This window comes from Microbulbifer mixtoriginis (SeqCode) (assembly GCF_052467515.1).
The window spans coordinates 3,265,348-3,285,265 of the sequence record NZ_CP174314.1; the positions used below are offsets into that span (position 1 = coordinate 3,265,348).

General features: G+C 52.4%; 18 protein-coding genes and 1 other RNA gene. 10 read left to right on the forward strand and 9 right to left on the reverse strand.

Annotated elements, in window-relative coordinates; all coding sequences use genetic code 11:
* Positions 1-14: 14 nt before the first annotated feature.
* Complete coding sequence (locus tag ACJJIT_RS14120) at positions 15-1,877, reverse strand: M2 family metallopeptidase (protein ID WP_444888339.1); 1,863 nt, start codon at positions 1,875-1,877, stop codon at positions 15-17.
* A gap of 254 nt (positions 1,878-2,131) precedes the next feature.
* Positions 2,132-2,229: signal recognition particle sRNA small type (ffs, locus tag ACJJIT_RS14125), an RNA gene on the reverse strand.
* 129 nt (positions 2,230-2,358) lie between these two features.
* Between ffs and ACJJIT_RS14130 the strand changes: the two genes are divergently transcribed.
* The 3 genes from ACJJIT_RS14130 to ACJJIT_RS14140 all read left to right on the forward strand — a co-directional run bounded on the left by ACJJIT_RS14130 (position 2,359) and on the right by ACJJIT_RS14140 (position 5,600).
* Positions 2,359-3,210, forward strand: coding sequence for a 6-carboxytetrahydropterin synthase (locus ACJJIT_RS14130; protein WP_252085020.1), 852 nt, complete (start codon positions 2,359-2,361; stop codon positions 3,208-3,210).
* A 54-nt stretch (positions 3,211-3,264) separates the two neighbouring features.
* Positions 3,265-3,981 carry a 16S rRNA (uracil(1498)-N(3))-methyltransferase gene (locus ACJJIT_RS14135; RefSeq protein ID WP_444898805.1) on the forward strand — a complete coding sequence of 239 codons (717 nt, stop codon included), beginning with the start codon at positions 3,265-3,267 and terminating at the stop codon, positions 3,979-3,981.
* A gap of 257 nt (positions 3,982-4,238) precedes the next feature.
* Positions 4,239-5,600 (forward strand): substrate-binding domain-containing protein, encoded by a 1,362-nt coding sequence (locus ACJJIT_RS14140; RefSeq protein ID WP_444898806.1) that lies wholly within the window; start codon positions 4,239-4,241, stop codon positions 5,598-5,600.
* A gap of 356 nt (positions 5,601-5,956) precedes the next feature.
* Here the strand turns inward: ACJJIT_RS14140 and ald are convergent, their stop codons facing one another.
* Positions 5,957-7,102, reverse strand: coding sequence for an alanine dehydrogenase (gene ald / locus ACJJIT_RS14145; RefSeq protein ID WP_252085017.1), 1,146 nt, complete (start codon positions 7,100-7,102; stop codon positions 5,957-5,959).
* Positions 7,103-7,300: 198 nt separating this feature from the next.
* Here ald and ACJJIT_RS14150 point away from each other — a divergent pair, with 198 nt between their 5' ends.
* Complete coding sequence (locus ACJJIT_RS14150; RefSeq protein WP_152452263.1) at positions 7,301-7,786, forward strand: Lrp/AsnC ligand binding domain-containing protein; 486 nt, start codon at positions 7,301-7,303, stop codon at positions 7,784-7,786.
* Between the two features lie 75 nt (positions 7,787-7,861).
* On the opposite strand, the gene ACJJIT_RS14155 is transcribed toward ACJJIT_RS14150, so the two are convergent.
* The 3 genes from ACJJIT_RS14155 to putP form a co-directional block, all read right to left on the reverse strand.
* Positions 7,862-8,326, reverse strand: a complete 465-nt coding sequence (locus ACJJIT_RS14155) for an Mpo1 family 2-hydroxy fatty acid dioxygenase (RefSeq protein ID WP_252085016.1) — start codon at positions 8,324-8,326, stop codon at positions 7,862-7,864.
* Between the two features lie 104 nt (positions 8,327-8,430).
* Positions 8,431-8,943, reverse strand: a complete 513-nt coding sequence (locus ACJJIT_RS14160; RefSeq protein ID WP_252085015.1) for an O-acetyl-ADP-ribose deacetylase — start codon at positions 8,941-8,943, stop codon at positions 8,431-8,433.
* 145 nt (positions 8,944-9,088) lie between these two features.
* The gene (gene putP / locus ACJJIT_RS14165) at positions 9,089-10,555 is read right to left on the reverse strand and encodes a sodium/proline symporter PutP (RefSeq protein WP_444888335.1); all 1,467 of its coding nucleotides are present in this window, start codon (positions 10,553-10,555) and stop codon (positions 9,089-9,091) included.
* A 205-nt stretch (positions 10,556-10,760) separates the two neighbouring features.
* Here putP and ACJJIT_RS14170 point away from each other — a divergent pair, with 205 nt between their 5' ends.
* Positions 10,761-11,366 (forward strand): hypothetical protein, encoded by a 606-nt coding sequence (locus tag ACJJIT_RS14170; RefSeq protein ID WP_252085013.1) that lies wholly within the window; start codon positions 10,761-10,763, stop codon positions 11,364-11,366.
* Here ACJJIT_RS14170 and ttcA read toward each other — a convergent pair.
* Both ttcA and ACJJIT_RS14180 read right to left on the reverse strand, forming a co-directional pair.
* Positions 11,251-12,168: a tRNA 2-thiocytidine(32) synthetase TtcA gene (gene ttcA, locus ACJJIT_RS14175; RefSeq protein ID WP_252085012.1), complete on the reverse strand. Its 918-nt coding sequence runs from the start codon at positions 12,166-12,168 to the stop codon at positions 11,251-11,253. The two genes, ACJJIT_RS14170 and ttcA, sit on opposite strands and share 116 nt — an antisense overlap.
* Positions 12,169-12,283: 115 nt before the next feature.
* Positions 12,284-12,952, reverse strand: coding sequence for an arylesterase (locus tag ACJJIT_RS14180; protein WP_444885725.1), 669 nt, complete (start codon positions 12,950-12,952; stop codon positions 12,284-12,286).
* 44 nt (positions 12,953-12,996) lie between these two features.
* Here ACJJIT_RS14180 and ACJJIT_RS14185 point away from each other — a divergent pair, with 44 nt between their 5' ends.
* The 4 genes from ACJJIT_RS14185 (at position 12,997) to ACJJIT_RS14200 (ending at position 18,299) form a co-directional block, all read left to right on the forward strand.
* Entirely contained in the window at positions 12,997-13,719 is a 723-nt protein-coding gene (locus tag ACJJIT_RS14185; protein WP_252085010.1) for an ABC transporter ATP-binding protein, read from the forward strand.
* Complete coding sequence (locus ACJJIT_RS14190; protein WP_444898807.1) at positions 13,719-16,169, forward strand: ABC transporter permease; 2,451 nt, start codon at positions 13,719-13,721, stop codon at positions 16,167-16,169. The genes ACJJIT_RS14185 and ACJJIT_RS14190 overlap by 1 nt, the downstream gene beginning before the upstream one ends.
* Positions 16,170-16,209: 40 nt before the next feature.
* Entirely contained in the window at positions 16,210-17,481 is a 1,272-nt protein-coding gene (gene bioA / locus ACJJIT_RS14195; protein ID WP_444898808.1) for an adenosylmethionine--8-amino-7-oxononanoate transaminase, read from the forward strand.
* A 407-nt stretch (positions 17,482-17,888) separates the two neighbouring features.
* Positions 17,889-18,299 carry a DUF6746 family protein gene (locus ACJJIT_RS14200; protein WP_252085007.1) on the forward strand — a complete coding sequence of 137 codons (411 nt, stop codon included), beginning with the start codon at positions 17,889-17,891 and terminating at the stop codon, positions 18,297-18,299.
* A 151-nt stretch (positions 18,300-18,450) separates the two neighbouring features.
* On the opposite strand, the gene csrA is transcribed toward ACJJIT_RS14200, so the two are convergent.
* Entirely contained in the window at positions 18,451-18,639 is a 189-nt protein-coding gene (gene csrA, locus ACJJIT_RS14205; protein WP_444898809.1) for a carbon storage regulator CsrA, read from the reverse strand.
* A 1,003-nt stretch (positions 18,640-19,642) separates the two neighbouring features.
* On the opposite strand from csrA, the gene ACJJIT_RS14210 reads away from it, so the two are divergent.
* Positions 19,643-19,909, forward strand: coding sequence for a hypothetical protein (locus tag ACJJIT_RS14210; protein WP_444898810.1), 267 nt, complete (start codon positions 19,643-19,645; stop codon positions 19,907-19,909).
* Positions 19,910-19,918 lie beyond the last annotated feature (9 nt).

Genomic DNA, 19,918 nt, shown 5'->3' on the forward strand with positions numbered 1-19,918 from the left:
GCAAAGCTAGTAGATTACCAGCCGCACTGACGACCCTTGTTCTGCTCTTCCAAGTATGCCATCAAAGGCTGGAAGTAATCGATAATTGCAGATGCATCCAGATCGCGCTGGCCTGTCAAAGCTTCCATCGCATCCGGCCAAGGCTTACTGGCACCCATAGCCAACATGGTACGCAATTTCTTGCCCGCTTCATCATTTTGATAAATAGAGCAGCGATGCAGTGGCCCGGTCTCGCCAGCAGCTTCACACAATGCACGGTGGAACTGGAACTGCTGAATGCGAGCAAGGAAATAGCGGGCATAAGGAGTGTTGCCGGGAATATGGTACTTGGCACCCGGATCGAAGTCCGCTTCGGTGCGCTCTACCGGGGCCTGGATACCCTGATATTCCTCGCGCAGCTTCCACCAAGCCTTATTGTAATCAGCCGGCTGAACCTCACCATTGAAAACCTGCCAGCGCCACTTATCTACCAGCAAACCAAAAGGCAGGAAAGCAATTTTATCCAGCGCCTGCTGCATCAGATAACCGATATCTTTGCTCTCATCCGGCACCTCATCCATCAGGCCAATTTCCTTCAGGTACTTAGGGGTGATAGACAGGGCAATAGTATCGCCGACAGCTTCGTGGAAACCATCGTTGGCCCCCTCTTTATAGAGGAAGGGCTGCTCCTTATAAATGCGCTGATAGAAGTTGTGGCCCAGTTCATGATGGATAGTAACCAGATCTTCTCCGGTCTTGTTAATACACATCTTGATGCGGATATCATCCTGGCCGTCCATATTCCAGGCGCTGGCGTGACAGACAACATCGCGATCACGGGGCTGCGTGAACTGAGAACGCTCCCAGAAAGTTTTGGGCAATGGTTTGAAGCCGAGAGAAGTAAAGAACTTCTCACCCGCCTTGACCATATCCTGCTCGCTCATACCCGAGTCAACAACGAGCTGGGTCAGGTCATAGGGTGCCTGCATGTCATCGTCTTTGACTAGGTCATAGACATTGCCCCACTCCTGAGCCCACATATTACCAAGCAGATGTGCGGGGATTTTACCCTGAGCAGGTACTACCTCATCACCGTAGTGATCATTTAGCTTGGCGCGTACATGGCAATGCAATGCCTCATACAAAGGCTTCACTTTGCCCCACTGGGCATCCATATCGGCAGCGAAGGCATCTGGCTCCATATCGTATTTGGAGCGCCAGAAAACACTCAGGTTATCGTAACCCAGCTCCTCAGTGCCGGCATTGCCGATCTCCACTTGACGCTCATACAGAGGCTTCATTGGAGGGGAAACTTTACGCCAGCCCACCCACAAATCCTTGAGCAGCTCTGGGTCGCGGTTGGTCGCCATTACCTGACCCATCTCGGTCAGGGTGTAACACTTTTCAGCCCCTTCCTCTTCCCGACAGTACTTACCGGCACCATACATACCCTGCATTTTCGAGCCGATCTGGGCCAGCTCAGCGGTCAAAGCGGGATCTTTCGGCGCCGGGAACACCAAACCCTGCTTCAGCATGGTCAATTGGCGACGGGTATCTGGATCGAGCTCCAAGTCATTAAACTTTGCCGCTTCCGAAGCGAGCTCCACAGCCATCGTTGTGTAGCGCTCGGAGGCGAGGGCTTCTACATACTGTGAATCAAGATTGATATAAGTGGATGCCAACCAAGCAGCGTGGCTCATTTCCTGAGCCATTTTCTCCAGGCGGGCCTGGGCATCATTGAGGAATGCCTTGGCATCCTCAGCAGTCAGCGGGCCATTTTTGGCCGCTGGGCTTTCTGCGGTGGCCTGAGCCACCCCCATGGATTTAGGTGACTGCTGATTGCTGTCACAGGCAGACAGCGCTACTGCAGCGGCAATGGCAAGAGCAACTTTCTTCATCTTCCCCTCAAATAATCGTTATTGGGCCTAGCTATAACTGTCGCCGTTTATAGCATAAGCAAGCTGCTAGCAGCGACGGTAAGCTTATGAGTTAGCTACAGATCGACACAATATCTCACGTATTCGGCGGTTTCTGGGGAAAAATACGGCGTGATCGGGTACGGCTGCCAACAGACAGAGGGACGATTAGCCTCAGAGGCCATCTGGCGAAGAATCAGGGAAAGCTTTAAAAAGGAAGGCGTTTAAGGAGGCAGCCCAACCAGCAACACCCTCGGCACATGATACCACTGCTACCGTTGCTCCCTTCCGGGCCTGGCGGGGTTCGCAGCTGCTCATTGCGAGGGGACCGGAAGGGCCACCACAACGATCTTCGGTGCATCCGAAGAGGGCGCGATTATAGAGGGTTAAAGGCGCAAGTTCCAGCCCTATTAACAGGTTATAATAGGCGACTACTACTTTATCCCCTTCTGAAGAGTTAACCATGCATCTGTTTGTCGATAATTTGACCAATGTTGATTTCAGCTACCTGGACCACCAGCGTGGTTTAGTGGGCGAAACCTGGCTAGCGAATGCCGCCCTGGATGGGGCTCTCGATCACCAGGGCATGGTTTGCGATTTTGGTATCGTTAAAAAGACATTGCGCCACTGGCTAGATGATCAGCTGGATCACCGCCTCCTGGTTCCGATCCTCGCCCCTGGCCTGGCGCTAGCCCATCAAGACGGCAATATCTCTCTCAAGTGGCAACTCGCAAGCGGCGAGCAGATTTCAGTATCTGGACCAGAACAGGCATTCGCCCTAGTAGAGAGCGATAGCATCAATGCTGAAAGTGTTGCCCGCTGGAGTGTTCAGCAACTGGCTAACTCCTTCCCTGCCAGTGTTGAGCAGCTCAAGCTATCTTTTGAAGACGAGCAAATTCAGGATGCCTTTTACCACTACAGCCACGGACTGAAAAAACATCAGGGCAATTGCCAGCGTATTGCCCACGGCCACCGCTCTCGCATCCAAATTTTTGTTAATGAAAAGAGAGACAAATCGCTAGAGCAAAAGTGGTCTCAACGTTGGAAAGATATTTACCTGGGTACCCGTGAGGACCTGCGCGAAGAAAATAAAGAGAATGGACATAGCCTGGTCTTCGCCTACAGAGCCCAACAGGGAGATTTTACTTTGCAGTTGCCCGCAAGCGCCTGTGAAATTTTGGATTGCGATACCACTGTTGAGCAGCTGGCTCAATATATCGCCACGACTCTTGCCGAACAGTACCCCGGCAGTGAAGTCAAAGTGCGCGCCTATGAGGGGCTCGGCAAAGGAGCCATTGCCAGTGCTAAGCTCTAGCCCTGTAAAAGCCACTAAAACCAACAATTCTCCATAGTCTCAAGAGACTTGATTTTGAATCTGATTCTTTTGCAAGAAGCGGACTTTATCAGCCCTGATATCGTCCGTCTCTCTGGCCGTCGGCTAGAACATATTGTCAATGTCCACCGGGCCGAGCCCGGTCAGCAACTGCGTGTGGGTCTGCTGGACGGAAATATCGGCTATGGGCAAATCACTACTCTCGCCGATCAGCAAGTAGAGCTCCGGGTGGAGCTAAGTAAAAACGCTCCGCCTCCTCCTCCCATCACCCTGATCCTGGCGCTGCCACGCCCCAAAATGCTGAAGCGCATTATCCAGCATGTCACCGCACTGGGAGTTAAAAAGCTGGTCTTGATCAATAGCTACCGGGTGGAAAAGTCTTATTGGCAAACCCCATGGCTAGAAGAGAAAAAGCTTTTTGAACAATGCCTGCTTGGGCTCGAGCAAGCCGTCGACACACAAATGCCAGAAATTCTATTGCGCAAACGTTTTAAACCTTTTGTGGAAGATGAGCTACCTGAACTGTGTCAGGGCTCTCAAAAACTGGTTGCTCACCCGGTCGGTGGCACAGCTTGCCCAGTGGATATCGGAGAGGCCTGCACCCTGGCAATTGGTCCTGAAGGGGGGTTTATTGCCTACGAAGTTGAGAAGTTAAAAGAAGCGGGGTTTCACTCTGTACACCTGGGCCCACGAATTCTCCGAGTGGAAACAGCCCTACCAGTTCTGGTAAGCCGACTTTTCCCCTCCTGTTAAGTGTAAGTCCCGAGTCGTGGTCACATGCCAATTTCACAGTGCATGTGACCCATACTTCTCATATTTATTTCATAAGCCATTAATATCGCTCGCCCCAAGCTTTCAAAAAGCTACGGCAATATGGTCTTGTTTACCGCAAATTGTCCTGGACTCAAATTTGAGACTTTTGCACGTTTCCTTCATGAATATTTCATCATTTTGTCACAATTAAGACATATTTTGCGGCCTCGTTTTACTTCCCTAGGCTCTGAGATCACATGTACCTTTTTCTTCAACGACTGTGCCGCTCATTAATACTATTAATACTGCTTGCTACTAACCTTCTAAGCCCTTTCGCCACCGCTGAACTTCCTCCTTTTCCTTCAGACAGCAATGGAAAGCTATTTAGCCTACACGGCTCCAATACTATTGGCGCACAACTGGCACCCAACTTGGTTCAAGACTATTTCACTGCGAAAGGGGCGAGTGACATTAGTGTCCAGCCACTAGACGCCCCCAACGAAGTCCGTATTCAGGCAAAAGTTGGCAACAATTCTGTATTTGTCGATATTGCTGCACATGGCTCCAGTACGGGTTTTACTGGGTTAAAACTGGCAAAGGCCGATATCGCCATGGCTTCGCGCCCAATCAAAGACGGCGAGTTCACAGAGCTGAGCACGCTGGGCGATATGCGCAGCCGCAATGCGGAGCATGTCATTGCCATAGATGGACTGGCCATAATAGTGCATCCACGCAACCCACTTCACCAACTGACCCTACAGCAAATAAGTGCTATTTTTTCTGGTCAAATTAAAGACTGGTCGGAACTCGGTAAAGGCAAAGGGCGAATTAACGTTTATGCCCGAGACGACCAATCAGGCACCTGGGATACCTTTAAAAGCTTGGTGCTTGGCAAGCGTTACGCTCTCACCAGCAGGGCCAAGCGCTTCGAGTCCAATGATCAACTTTCCGACCGTGTTACCTCTGACCCGCGCGGAATCGGTTTTGTTGGGCTAGCATCCATCCGTCAAGCAAAGGCTGTTGCCGTTTCTGACCAAAATACACTGCCGCAGGCTCCAGAGCACCTAACCATTGCTACGGAAGACTACCCTCTGTCACGCCGCCTTTTCCTATACACTCCGATTTATTCCTCCAACTCTACAGCGAAAGAATTTCTGCGTTTTGTACAGAGTGAGCTGGGACAGGAACAGGTGAAATCCTCTGGATTCGTCGCGCAAACTCCCATCGGCTTTAAACCAGAGGATTCTCGGGAAGGACCAAGTGAATATTTGAAGCTTACCCGAAATGCTGAGCGACTCAGTATCAATTTCCGTTTCTCCGAGGGCAGTGCCTCCCTGGATAACAAGGCTCAGCAGGATATTGAAAGACTGGCAAAGTACATGGAAAAGCCACAGAACCAAGGACGAAAACTATTACTTGTCGGGTTTGGCGATGAGAAGGTCAGCCCTGAACGTTCGGTTATCCTATCCAAACTTCGCGCAGTTACCGTACGTTCAGCTCTGCGCGATTATAAAATTAGTACCGCGCCAGTGCAGGGTTTTGGTGCTTACCTCCCAATCGCCTCGAATAACTCCAGCGCAAAAATTAAAAATCGTCGAGTTGAAGTTTGGCTACTCTAGCCATTAAAGTCCGGCCAGAATCAGGGAAGAAGAAACGAATAAGGCTGGATAAATAGACATCTAAAGGGAGGCCGCCGCGGCCTCCTTTTTTTACGACACAAATCACTGTATTTGTTGAGAAATGAAAAATAGTTAAGGAGCAAAACTATTTTTTCTTAGGGGAAGCGGAGCTATCGTTCAAGGGTAACGATAAATTAGCAATAAAAAAGCCGCGTATAAACGCGGCTACAATGGTGGCACAAGCCACCAGGTCTCACAGAGAGGAACGCCAAAGAGCGCTCCGGGGAAAATTTCCCTTCAAAACAAGCGCGTTACCGCTTTCTTGTTCAAGGTGCGGCTGACGCAGCCGCACCCCATTAAGCTACGGCGCCTTCCGCCTCAGCTACTTTTTGCAAAGCCAGCTTCGGATCTACAAACTCATATCCCAGTACATCGGCAACTGCCTTGTAAGTCACCATACCGGCGTGAACATTCAGACCTTCCAGCAGGTTGGCATCATCCAGCAACGCCTGCTTAGCGCCTTTGTTTGCCAAGGCTACAGCGTAAGGCAGGGTAGCGTTGTTCAGAGCCATGGTGGAGGTACGCGCTACACCACCGGGCATGTTGGCCACACAGTAGTGCACTACACCATCGACAACGTAAGTGGGCTCTTGGTGAGTGGTCGCTTTGGAGGTTTCGAAACAGCCACCTTGGTCGATAGCTACATCCACTACCACTGCCCCCTTCTTCATACGGCTGATGATATCGCGGGTCAGCAGCTTGGGAGCTGCGGCGCCAGGAATCAGCACTGCACCTACGACAAGGTCTGCTTCCAGGGCGTGCTTTTCAATCGCATCATTCGTGGAGTACTCGGTGCGTACAGCACCACCAAAAATGTCATCCAGCTGACGCAGGCGTGGCAGTGAACGGTCCAAGATAGTGACGTCGGCACCCATACCCAGCGCCATCTTGGCGGCATTGGTACCAACAACACCACCACCGATGATGAGCACTTTGGCAGGTGCAACACCGGGAACACCACCCAGCAGTACACCGAGGCCGCCCTGGGCTTTTTCCAGATGATGCGCACCACACTGTACAGACATACGGCCGGCAACTTCGGACATGGGGGCCAGCAGAGGCAGGCCGCCAAAGCGGTCAGTCACAGTTTCATAGGCGATGCAGGTTGCACCAGATTTCACCAACAGCTCGGTTTGCTTGGGGTCTGGAGCAAGATGGAGATAAGTGTAGAGAACCTGCCCTGGGCGTAGCATTTCGCACTCATTGGGCTGCGGCTCTTTCACCTTGACGATCATATCGGCAGTAGCAAAGATCTCTTCCGGAGTCTCGATGATTTTGGCTCCGGCCTGCTCGTACATTTCATCAGTAAAACCGATAGCGGCACCGCCATCTTTCTGTACGATTACTTGGTGACCATGGCCGATCAGTTCGCGAACACTAGACGGCGTCAGGCCAATACGGTACTCGTGGTTTTTGATCTCTTTCGGGACGCCAATCAACATTTTCTGCTCCTTAATCTCTGCGTTTGGCGTAGTCTCCGCAAAAAGCTTGGAGCTACACCTACTTTCTGTATTTTACCCAGTATAGGGCCACTCTAAAAGTGGATTTCTACAAGAATTTTTAACAAACTAGTGGAATCAACTGCTTACAATAGTAACAAGACTATTTATTGATCTGATCGCCCACAAAGGAAACAAGATATGCGCAAGCGCGCGGGAGAGCTGAATACCGTAGACCGCAATATCTTGCGGGTTCTGCAAAAAAATGGCCGTACCAGCTATGCAGAGCTAGCTCGTCAAGTGGGATTGACTGCTACGCCATGTGTCGAGCGGGTGAAACGGCTGGAAAACGATGGGGTTATTCAGGGCTATACCGCGCTGATCAATCCAGAGTTTCTCGACGCAGCCCTGGTGGTTTTTGTGCAGATTCGCCTAAACCGTTCCGCCCAGGACGCCTTCGAAGAGTTCCGCAATGCTGTAGCAGCCCTGCCGGAAGTACAGGAGTGTTACCTGGTATCAGGCAACTTCGATTACCTGATCAAGGCACGAGTTGCCGATATGAGCGCCTACCGTAAGTTTTATGGTGAGACCCTTCTGACCCTACCGGAGGTACAGGAGTGCACCAGCTATGTGGTGATGGAGGAAGTGAAAGAGACTTTAGAGGTGCCGGTCCATTACAACCGCTAGCCCCAATTTGCGGAGTTAGATCACAAGAGAGACGACTGATCCATCGCCTCTCTTGCTTGCTAACAGCACATGAAATCAGTACTGAATTCCGAGCTTTCGATAGATGAAGCCTATCACCCAGGCGGGCCCGATAAGCAGGAATTGAATATCCTTGAAGAAGGAAGGTTTTTTCCCTTCGATATGGTGACCGATAAACTGAAAAATCCACATCAGCACAAACAGTCCCAGCGCGGTTTGCCAGACGGGTATTCCCAGCCGCTCTACCACAGACCAAGCCCACAGACACACTAGCGTTAGTGCAGTCATCCCCAGGCCGATAGAGAATGACAGGGCGAAATAGAACAACATCACCGGCACTGTGATCACTACGGCCCAATTTAACCAGGGTATTGATGCCATAAACTGCGGCTGAGGTATGGCCCATAAGAGGCCAGCGACGGTGGCGTAAATCACTGGTACCGCAATCCAGTGAATCGATTTATTGACGGGGTTCTGATGGCTTTCACCATATTCGGCAAACCACTGTTGGGCACTGCGCATGACAATCTCCTTTTCTTATTTTTTATTGTCAGACGCTCATCTTGCTAAACAGCTGCAACGCAATCAATGGCCGAATGTATCAGGCAAAAGCGCAAAGTAATCAGCTAACGCCGTACATAGGCATCCAGTTGGGTGTGATAGAGCTCTGCCATTTCCTCGTCGAAACAACAAAAAACAATACTCACTGGCGCCCCTTCCCTCTCCTGGTGTTGCTGTACCTGCTCTACAGCAATTTCCACAGCCTGCCTGGGAGGGTAATCGTAAACACCGCAGCTAATCGCAGGGAAGGCTATAGAGTACATGCTCTCTCGCCGCGCTAAGGCCAGACACTGGCGATAGCAGCTCGACAGCAGCTCTGGCTCACCCAAGCGGCCCCCGCGCCAAACGGGTCCGACCGTGTGATAAATACGTTTAACGGGGATTGAGAAAGCGCTGGTAGCACGGACCTCGCCAACTGGACAGCCGCCGATACTTCGACAAGCTTCCAGTAGCTTAGGACCTGCGGCACGGTGAATGGCCCCGTCCACACCACCACCGCCGAGCAGGCGTGTATTGGCGGCGTTGACGATGACATCGACGTTCAATCGTGTGATATCACCGAGATGAACTTTGATCACTCAGTATCTCCAACCGCTATTTGAATAATCGCTGCGGATGGAAATCCTTTTCGCTTCACAACAGTCGCGCCCATGAGTAGGACGCGTCCTCTGCACTGCAGACAAGTGGCCAGGCCAATGCAACAGGGCCCCGCAGCCCCCGGGCTTATCCCAGCAGTTTCTTGTGTTGGGAGGCCACAGTTTCCGGGCATTTCGTCAGCGCGCTAACTATGACGATAGCAGCTGCTGAGAAAATGAAACCTGGCAGCAACTCATAGATATCGAAGATTCCCCCAGACAGCTGCTCCCAAATCACTACGGTAAGCCCACCGACAAGAACCCCAGCAATGGCTCCACTGCCCGTCATACGGGACCAGTAAAGGCTGATCAACAGTGCCGGGCCGAACGCGGCACCGAGTCCTGCCCAGGCATAGCTCACCACATCCAAAACCTTGGAATCCGGGTCCATCGCGATCCACACCGCGATCAGGGAGAGCCCAACAACAGCCCAGCGCCCCACTTTAACCATGGCCTCCGGACTGGTCTTGCGACCAAACCAAACATGATAGATATCTTCCGCCAATGCCGCAGATGACACTAACAGCTGGGAATCTGCCGTACTCATGATGGCTGAGAGGATTGCTGCCAACAGCACACCGGCAACAATCGGGTGGAACAACACCTGAACCAGCTCCATAAAGACAGTCTCGCCATCGGGCAGCCCTTGTTGCATTTGCAGGTGGGCGAAGAGGCCCACCGCCATGGCACCGAGAAAACCGATCAGGGACCACACCGCGGCAACGGTTGCCGCTGCCGGCACATCATCAGGGCTGCGCACTGCCATAAAGCGCGCCAGGATATGGGGCTGACCAAAGTAACCCAGCCCCCAGGCCAAAGAGCTGAGAATCGCGACTAAGCCCAATGCCTGGCCGCTGCCATCTGTGAGCCAATGCGTTAATTGTGGTTGCTGCGCTTGCAACTGGGCCCAACTGGCGGAGAAACCACCCTGGTCAGAAATCACAACCAGTGGTACGGCAATCAGAGCAGCGCTCATTAATAAGCCCTGAAACACATCAGTCCAGGATACCGCCAGGAACCCACCAAACAGCGTGTAGGAAATGACAGCAATAGCACCAACAATTACCGCCCAGTGGTAATCCCAACCGAATACCGTTTCAAATAGCTTGCCGCCGGCAATCAGACCAGAAGCCACATAGAAGAGGAAAAACAGCAGGATAAAGACCGCGCATACCGTGCGCAGGTAGGGGTGCCCCATTTTGAAACGACGATCCAGGTAAGCGGGAACTGTGAGGGAGTCATCCAACTCATAGGTATAAATACGCAGGCGACGCCCCATGCTAACCCAACTCAACACAATTCCCGAGAACAGGCCTATAGCGATCCAGCCTGCGGAGAGGCCCGCAGCATAGGCAGCTCCGGGCAAACCCAGCAGTAACCAACCGCTCATATCCGAAGCGCCAGCCGACAAGGCTGCTACAGCTGGGGGCAGCGAACGGCCACCGAGGAAATAATCACTGGCATTTTTGGTGCGTAAATAGGCGTAAATACCGATCACCAGAATCAGAGCCAGGTAGGCGATAAAAGTTAGGGCGACGAGCCACTGTGCGGACATGGGAATTCCTTCTGCTCAAAAACGGAATGGCACCGAAAGAAGGCAATGACTGCGACACTTGCTCGCTTTTTGAGCAAAATGCACTACAGAACCGGAGCCACTTCAAAAATAATTATGTTTATTGCGCGTAAATCTACTTAACGGCTGGCGCCAACTCAATCCACAAACTAAATATTCAGAACAACCACAGAAAAAAGACAATACTATGGGCATCTGTCTGGACGAACTGCGCCTCCAGGTTATCCGTCCAACCCTCAAGCACTTGAGAGCCTGGAGCCAGGGCATGGAAAACCTTTTGCTGGGCACCGCTGCACAGGAGTCACAGCTGGGCTTTCATCTCAAGCAGGGGCGGCGCCACGGGTTGGGGATCTATCAAATCCAGCCACATACACACCGGGAAATCTGGGATAACTACCTGATTGATCACCCCGCACTGGCCTCAAAAATTCGAGGGCTCGCCAGCCAACGGGATTTTCTCGACCACCCCCACAGCGAACTGACCACCAACCTGCGCTATGCCACCGCAATCGCCTGGCTGGTTTACCGCTCGGCAGAAGTGCACAAAATACCCGAATCAGACACCCACGATGTGGCCAAAATGGCGCGATTGTGGCACCAGCACTTCCATCACGGACCCAGTGCCACTACGCGGGATTTTGAATGCAGCTATGCCCAGCTGGTGAGCGGTGCCGATCCTACAAATTCAGCGCCGAGATATACTGGGGCTCAACCTCCTGGGCATCGTCCGGCTCCCACGAATTCACCTGGCGCTGAATTAAATGGTCAGGGCGCTCGGCAGCCGACGGCTTAGAGCGGTCCAATTCCAGACTTTCAAAATCGTAGAGATCCCTGTCCGCCAATTGCGACGGGGATATACGTGTTAATGCGGCAAAGATATTTTCACTGCGCCCAGGGAATTTATTGTCCCACTCCCGCAACATCTGCTTGATCGCCTGGCGCTGCAAGTTTTCCTGACTACCACACAAATTACAGGGAATAATGGGGAATTCCTTGAACTCCGCGTAACGGGCAATATCTTCTTCTCGGCAATAAGCCAGCGGGCGAATCACAATATTGCGCCCATCATCGGCACGCAGCTTGGGTGGCATCGCCTTCAGGCGACCACCGTAAAACATATTTAGGAACAATGTCTCGACAATGTCGTCTTTATGGTGACCAAGGGCCACTTTGGTAGCACCAATTTCCTCGGCAAAGCCGTAAAGGGTACCGCGACGCAGTCGTGAACAAAGGCTACAGGTAGTCTTGCCCTCTGGCACCACTTCCTGCACCACCGAATAGGTATCTTTCTCTACAATATGGTGTGGCACGCCAAGGGAGCGCAGATACTCCGGCAGGATATGCTCAGGGAAACCAGGCTGCTTCTGGTCCATATTCACCGCCACCAACTCAAAGTTCACCGGGGCGGTTTTTTGCAGGTTCAGCAGAATATCCAGCATGGCGTAAGAATCCTTACCACCGGATAAGCAAACCATGATTTTGTCGCCCTCTTCAATCATATTGAAGTCGGCAATAGCGCGACCCACATGGCGGCGTAGGCGTTTCTGCAGTTTGTTGAATTCGAGTCGCTCGCGGCGATTTTCCACTTCGGACATGGTGTCTCTCTAACTATTTCGGTACCGGTGACCGGGGCTGGGGGTCACAGCCATCGCCTATCTGTGTGGAGCGAGGCTTTCATATTGCTAGGGGGCGCGATTGTACGCATTTCGATCACGGAGTACACGACTCCCCATCCGACTTATCCGCTAACAAGAACTCTACACAGGGCCAAACATGCTCCAGCAAGGCTGGCTGTGCTTTAGCGGTTGGGTGGATACCATCGGATTGCATGGCACCGTCTGCAAGCGCGACGGTTTCCAGGAAGAAGGGCACCAACCCGACCTGTTCGGATTTGGCCACCTTGGGGTAAACGGCGGCAAAAGCATTGGTATAGGCGCGGCCGTAGTTGGGCGGGATACGCATGCCAAGCAGCAAAACCTCTACACCAGAGTTCTTCGCCAGCTTCACCATCTCCATCAGGTTGCGCTGTAAAGACTGGGGAGGGTATCCCCGCAGACCATCATTGCCGCCCAGCTCTACAATCAGCCAACGCGGATTGTGCTCCTGCATCAGGCGTGGCAGACGCGTCAATCCACCAGAAGTCGTTTCTCCGCTGATACTGGCATTGATCACCCGAACTTTTTTGCCCTTTTCCTGCAAACGCTCCTGCAGTAATTGCACCCACCCCTGCTCTTCATTGATACCGTAGGCCGCGCTGATACTGTCACCCAAGACCAACAAAGTATCTGCCTTACTTGCCTGGGCAGCTCCAATGGGGATAAACAGCAACAGTACCAAGCTGAATTGAGCCGCCATCTGCCGAAAAATGGCTGTCGTCATGTCATACTCTCCAAAAATTCGCGCATCCGTATAGGGAACACAGTATGTCCGCCATTCTTACGGCAGAAAACCTGTATCACAGAGTCTCCACCAGCGAAGGGCCATTGACCCTATTAAACAATATCTCCCTGCAGCTGGCGCGTGGAGAGAGTCTGGCTGTGACCGGTGCCTCAGGTTCCGGCAAGTCCACCTTGCTCGGTCTATTAGCTGGATTGGACAAGCCCAGTGAGGGAAAAATCTGGCTGGCCGGCGAAGAAATTACCGCCATGGATGAAGAACAACGTGCGGCGGTACGCGCCCGCTGTGTGGGGTTTGTCTTTCAAACCTTCCAGCTACTACCCGGTCTCACCGCTCGCGAGAATGTCATGCTGCCCAGTGAGCTACGCGGTGAACGCGGCGCCGCCAAACGCGCTGAGGAGTTCCTGGCCAAGGTCGGACTCGAACATCGCCTGGGCCATTACCCGCGCCAACTCTCCGGCGGGGAGCAGCAAAGGGTCGCCATTGCCCGGGCATTCGCCAGCTTCAGCGGCGAGGACGCCATCCTTTTTGCCGACGAACCCACCGGCAGCCTGGATGCCGGCAACGGCGCCAAGATCATCGATTTACTCTTTAAGCTCAATGCCGAATCCAGCACCACTCTGGTGTTGGTGACCCACGAGCAGCGCCTGGCTGAACGCTGCGCCACTCACTTGCGTATGTCTGCAGGTGCCGTGGAGTCTTACGAGCCCCTCGCCGGTGACGACAACTTCTCGGAGGTATCCGCCTGATGCTGCCACTCAGACTGCTGTTCAGGGACTGGCGCGGTGGCGAGTTGGCGCTAATTGCCTCTGCCCTGATTTTGGCGGTTACCTGTGTCACTGCGATCGCCCATTTCACCGACCGCCTTACCCGAGCCATGGAGCAGCAATCCCTCACCTTCCTGGCTGCAGAGCGGGTGCTGCGCAGCAGCAAGCCTGTGGATAGCGCATGGCTGGAAGAGGCCAATAAAAAAGGGTTGGAACAGGGCCAGATAGTCCAGTTTTCATCCATGATCTCCGCCAACGACCAGTTCCAGTTTGTCTCGGTCAAGGCCGTCGACAAAGGCTATCCGCTGGTGGGGCAACTGGAAATCAGCAAGTCCCCGGAAGGCCCTGGAGAAATTGCACCGCAAGGACCTCCCCCGGGAGAAGCCTGGGTGGAGTCCCGCCTTCTACCCTTGATGGGAATCCAGCTCGGCGATCCTATCGCCCTCGGCGACACCCAACTGAAAGTGACAGCCATACTGGAGCGGGAACCCGACCGGGGTACCAGCCTGTTTGATATGGGTGCGCGAGTATTAGCCAATACCGCCGACCTGCCCGCCTCAGGTGTAATCCAGCCCGGCAGCCGTGTGCGCTACCGCTACCTGTTTGCCGGTGATGACCAAGTCCTGAAGGATTACTTTGACTGGCTCAAACCTCAACTGACTGAACACCAGCGAATACTGGACCTGCGCGAAGGCCAGCCCCGGGTTGCCTCTGCTCTGGATAGAGCCGAGTCCTTCCTATTTCTCGCCGCCAGCCTGGCCGTACTTCTTGCCAGCGTCGCCGTTGGCCTGGCAGCCAGACGCTACGGACTGCGCCACGGCGCCTACGTAGCCGTAATGAAAAGTCTCGGCGCCGGGCGCAACAAAATTCTCGGTATCTACCTGGGACAGCTGGCCGCCCTCACCCTGATTGCCACCGCTATCGGGCTGGCACTGGGCACCTTTATCCAGAGCCAGGCGGTCAACCTGATGGAAGGGTTCTTCCCAGTTCAACCCCCGGCTACCAGCTGGAGCCCACTGCTGATCGGGCTCGCTACCGGCATCGCCTGCGCCCTGGGCTTCGCTTTGCCGCCACTTTTCCGTTTGGCGCGTACAGACCCGATGCAAACCCTGAGGCACGACTGGAGTAACCCGGACAGACGCGAATGGCTCGGGCTGATTCTCGGCCCCAGCGCCATGCTGCTCCTAATCTGGTGGCTGTCCGGCAGCCTGCTCATGACACTCGCCCTGTTTGTCGGCATGCTCCTGTTGGTAGCGGGCAGCGCCTTGGTTAACCGACTTTTGGTGCGCGGAAAGCTGGCCTCCCTGGGCGGCGCCTGGCGTATTGCCCTGGGCAGCCTGCAACGCCGCGCCGCGTTCAACACTCTATTGATTGCCGCTTTTGGCACCGGATTATTGGCCATGCTGGCCATGGTCTTTGCCCGCACCGCCCTGGTGGACGAATGGCGGATGCAATTACCGGAAAAAGCCCCCAACCACTTCCTCCTGAATATCGCCCCCCACGATGTTCCAACCATGAAAAATATGCTGGCAGAGGGCGAGGTAAGCAGCACCGAGTTTTACCCCATGGTGCGCGGCCGTTTGGTGGCAATTAACGGCGTCTCCATTAAAGAGATGAAAGATCGCCCCGGTGGCGTTCGCCGAGAATTGAACCTGAGCTACACCGATACCCTGGCACCGGACAACCGCATCTTGGAAGGCGAGTGGTGGGACAAGACCAGCGAAGGTGTTTCCGTAGAAGTGGAGCTGGCAGCCCAGCTGGAACTATCACTGGGAGATCAGTTGCGCTTTTCAATCGGCGGACTCGAAGTAGAAGCCCCGGTAGCCAGCTTCCGCTCGCTGGACTGGAACAGCATGCGCCCCAACTTCTATATGATATTTGCACCGGGCACTATCGATGATTTCCCGGCTACTTATATCACCAGTTTTTACCTCCCACCGGAGGACAAGCTACAGGTCAACGATCTGGTTCGCGCCTTCCCCAGCGTCAGTGTGATAGAGCTGGATAAGATCATCCAGCGTATCCGCGACACCATTAACCAGGTGTCCTTTGCTATCGAATCGGTTATGGCCCTGATGCTGGTTGCCGGGGTCCTGGTATTAATTGCCGGGGTGCGCGCCAGTATCGCCGAGCGATTGCAGGAAGCGGCAATTATCCGCACACTGGGAGGCCGCAGGCGCTTGTTGCTGAGAAGCCTGATACTGGAATTTGGCCTACTGGGTTTTGCCGCCGGTTTGCTCGCGGCTATCGGTGCGGAAGCCACCTTGGCCGTACTGTCTTATTGGGTCTTTGAACTGCCGGTGATATTGCACCCAGTCCTTTGGCTAACCGGACCACTCACCGGTGCGGTTCTGGTTGGCACCGCCGGTACCTTGGCCTGTTACAGCTCGATCAGCCAGCCCCCGCTCAGAGTACTGCGCGAACTGGCCTAACGAATGATTGTCGGCTCTTGAGAATAAAGATTTAGTTTTTATGGACCTGGATTTCGATCGCAAACATATTTGGCACCCCTACTCCTCCCTGATCGACCCGCCGCCGGTATACCCGGTGACGCGGGCCGAAGGGGTACGTATTTACCTGGAAGACGGGCGCGGCCTGATCGACGGTATGTCCTCCTGGTGGAGCGCCCTGCACGGCTACAATGTGCCCGAGCTAAACCAGGCCATGCGCGATCAGATGGACAAAATGTCCCATGTGATGTTCGGGGGTTTAACTCACGAGCCCGCGATCGAGCTGTGCAAGAACTTAGTGGAAATCACTCCAGCCGGCCTCAACCGGGTATTTCTTGCTGACTCCGGTTCAGTGTCTGTGGAAGTGGCTATCAAGATGGCCGTGCAATACTGGCACTCCCATGGCAAGCCCGAAAAGAACCGCCTGCTGGCCCTGCGCAACGGTTACCACGGTGATACTTTCGGGGCCATGGCCACCTGTGACCCAGTCACCGGAATGCATCATTTGTTTGCTGAACATCTGAACCAGCACCAGTTTGCACCCGCTCCGCAAACACCCTTTGGCAGTACCTGTAGTGACAATGATATCGCTGAACTGTGTCAGCAAGTGGAAGAGAACCGCGATCAGCTGGCCGCGATTATTTTAGAGCCCATCGTCCAGGGCGCTGGCGGCATGCGTTTTTATTCTGCCGATTATTTGCGCAGGGTGCGCGAACTCTGCGACGAGCACGACGTACTGCTAATCGCCGATGAAATCGCCACCGGTTTTGGCCGCAGCGGCAAAATGTTTGCCTGTGAGCACGCCGATATCACCCCCGACATTCTCACCCTGGGCAAAGCCCTCACCGGCGGCACCATGACCCTCGCCGCCGCCCTCTGTACCGATAAAGTGGCCGAAGGTATTTGCCAGGGAGAAGCCGGTGTGTTTATGCACGGCCCCACTTTTATGGGTAACCCCCTGGCTTGTTCCGTCGCTAACGCCAGCATCCAATTGTTACTCAACAGCCCCTGGCAGGAGCGAGTAACTGCGATCGAACAGCAACTGACCGAGCAGCTGGCCCCATTAAAAACCGCACCGGGTGTGGCCGATGTTCGCGCCCTTGGCGCTATTGGGGTGGTGGAAATGCGTGAGCCGGTCAATACGGCCAAGGTGCAGGAAGCTTTAATTGAACGCGGCATCTGGCTGCGCCCCTTCGGCAAGCTGGTCTACGCCATGCCGCCCTATGTAATTTCTAAAGAAGACCTTAACCAATTAACTTCGGCAATGGTTGATGTATTGGGCGAGGTTTCCTAGCCTCCGTACCAATTAATTTGTGAAACCGGTCTCAATAATACCGGGTTAACGGGCTCTTCCTGTAAATAACCTTCTCTTTGCTATCGCGAAGAGAGGGTTAACAGATCAAATTCCATAAAACGGAGATCGTCTCTTCCTGGCTAAAATCCTCCGTTACCCCCCTCCCGTACTCGCCGTTCTCAGATTCCATTTTCTTGACCTGTACAAGCTTCGATCAGCCAGATCGCAATTTCTGCCAGAAATGTTTTGAGCCCCTAAAAATTCCTGTATCATGAATGTTAATGATAGTTATCCTCATTTACGATAGCGATCAAAATGAGCAAAATGATCACTGTTAAATGTTAGGCATTCACCTCGCCCGATCAATGCCTTACCAACCCTTAAAGTTTGGGCGTCAGAGAGGAAAGATGAGAATTTTAATTGCACTACTTTTTGCGGTTACTTTTGCTACCACAGCGCAAGCTAGCGATGCTTCTGGAGAAAAGCCCATTCAGCACCTTAAAGTAGCGGATGTTACTTCGATGAAAGATGCCAAGAAGATTTTCGTTGAGAAAACCGCAGAAATTAAGAGCAAGCAAAAGCTTGACGCTGCTGAGCTTCACCAGATACATGTCATCACCTACACGCTTGAGAAAAGTGTTGAGTTTTTCGCTGAGAACCTAAAGGGTGACAAGCAAGAGCTGGCAAAAGAAATTGCCGTTGTTGTGGAGAATATCCATCTTAACTCCGAGAACAACCGCACAGAAAAGACCCGTAAGGACCTAAAGGAATACTTTAAATTAGCAGACAAATTTGCCGCTGGGTTTAAGCATCACTAATAAAGCTTATTCCTGAGCTTAAACAGCGGCTCTAGTCGCAGCGAAAGGCTCGTCTGGTTCGATTGAAAATTAAAGGGCTAACTATCATTAGTTAGCCCTTCAATGGCAACAAACCCATTCATGGCTAAGCGCCACCATCTCGATCAGATTCTCAACGATTTCCAATGCCCATATTTCCTTCCCTTTTAATCCGCCTATAAATCTCCTCACGGTGTACGGGCAGGGATTTTGGAGCAAGTATGCCTACCTTTACCTGATTACCCTTAACGCCTAATACTGTGATTGAGACATTCGCTCCAATCCGTAAGTTTTCGCCAGCGCGGCGCTTTAAGATCAACATATTTATTTCCTACTGATACTCAAACCATGGATAGACCTTCCCCGTTGAGGAAGCTTGGATAGAAAGGTTTTGAGTAAGCGCGAGGAGGTGCGCGAGAACGATAGGCGTAGAAAAAGAAAAGGCAGACGCAACGCCCCCAGGGCTTAGAAAATCTCTCCAAACCGCTGATTGTGCTCCACTTTATTGAAGACGAGCGGGTTTCTAGCGTACTATGCATATAGCCACTTTGATACCGTGATTATCAACTTGGTTAGCTGGCCCCAGGTGTTCCAGCACCTTGGGTCAGCGCCTTTTACTGTTTCTTACTTCACGCTACCGTTCTCCTTTGAGGGGTGGTTTTTAGAAGATTCTTGGGTTCTTGATTCTCTCGATACTCTTGAACCGAGCTGCTTTGATTGCTGCCTTTAGATGGCTTCTTAATCGCGGCCAAACTACCAATAAATATCTATCGATTTTACGTGGCTTTGACACTAAAACAATCCTAATAAAATCTAATAAGATTATTTTTGTGCCTATATTTTTTGTTGCTCACACATTAAAAATTTCGATTGCATATAAAAATGGCCGATTAGCTTAATATACCCACCGCTCCCACGCTGGAGTTCAGACAACAATAAATCATCAATGCTTTGATTTAATACGTACTCCACATGTCTACAGAAAAGATCTCTCCATAGACCAAAGTAACTTGCAGAATATTACTGCGAGATTTAGGAGCCTCTGAAGAATCCAGTGATGCCTGAACTTACAGAGTGGTTTCAATAAGAGCGTAGCTTCACAGGAATGACTAGATCATAGAAGAAATGAATCGTTATGGAAGCCCCTCAGGCCGATCCTTGAAGACCATATCCGCTGCGTTGCAACACTTGCAAAGGGCTACATCCATTCGCGGCGAACTGCACCTAACATCTTTAGCCTTCAAGATCCGCAGAGATATTACAGAGTGATTCAGAGGAACCCTGGATACCTTAACCACTCCCCAACTAATACCAGCCTGTAAAAGTTGGCGAGTGCCAGCTTAGGGATTTGCGATCATATTGACCGTGATATTAGAGAACAAGAAGATAAACCCCAAAACAACAATAAAATAAATGGATTACGGAGTAGCGTTAAAATTGGGATAGCAGTCAAAGTGATCGCCTTTCCAGTTTGTACGGACGTATCAGGATACTTTGAGTCTATAGTTTTAAATAAAAATTTAGGCTTTGGCTTAGAAATTGATTCTAAGATAACAATCAGGATAATAGTGGTCAGAATGATTACTATATAGCTGTTATGT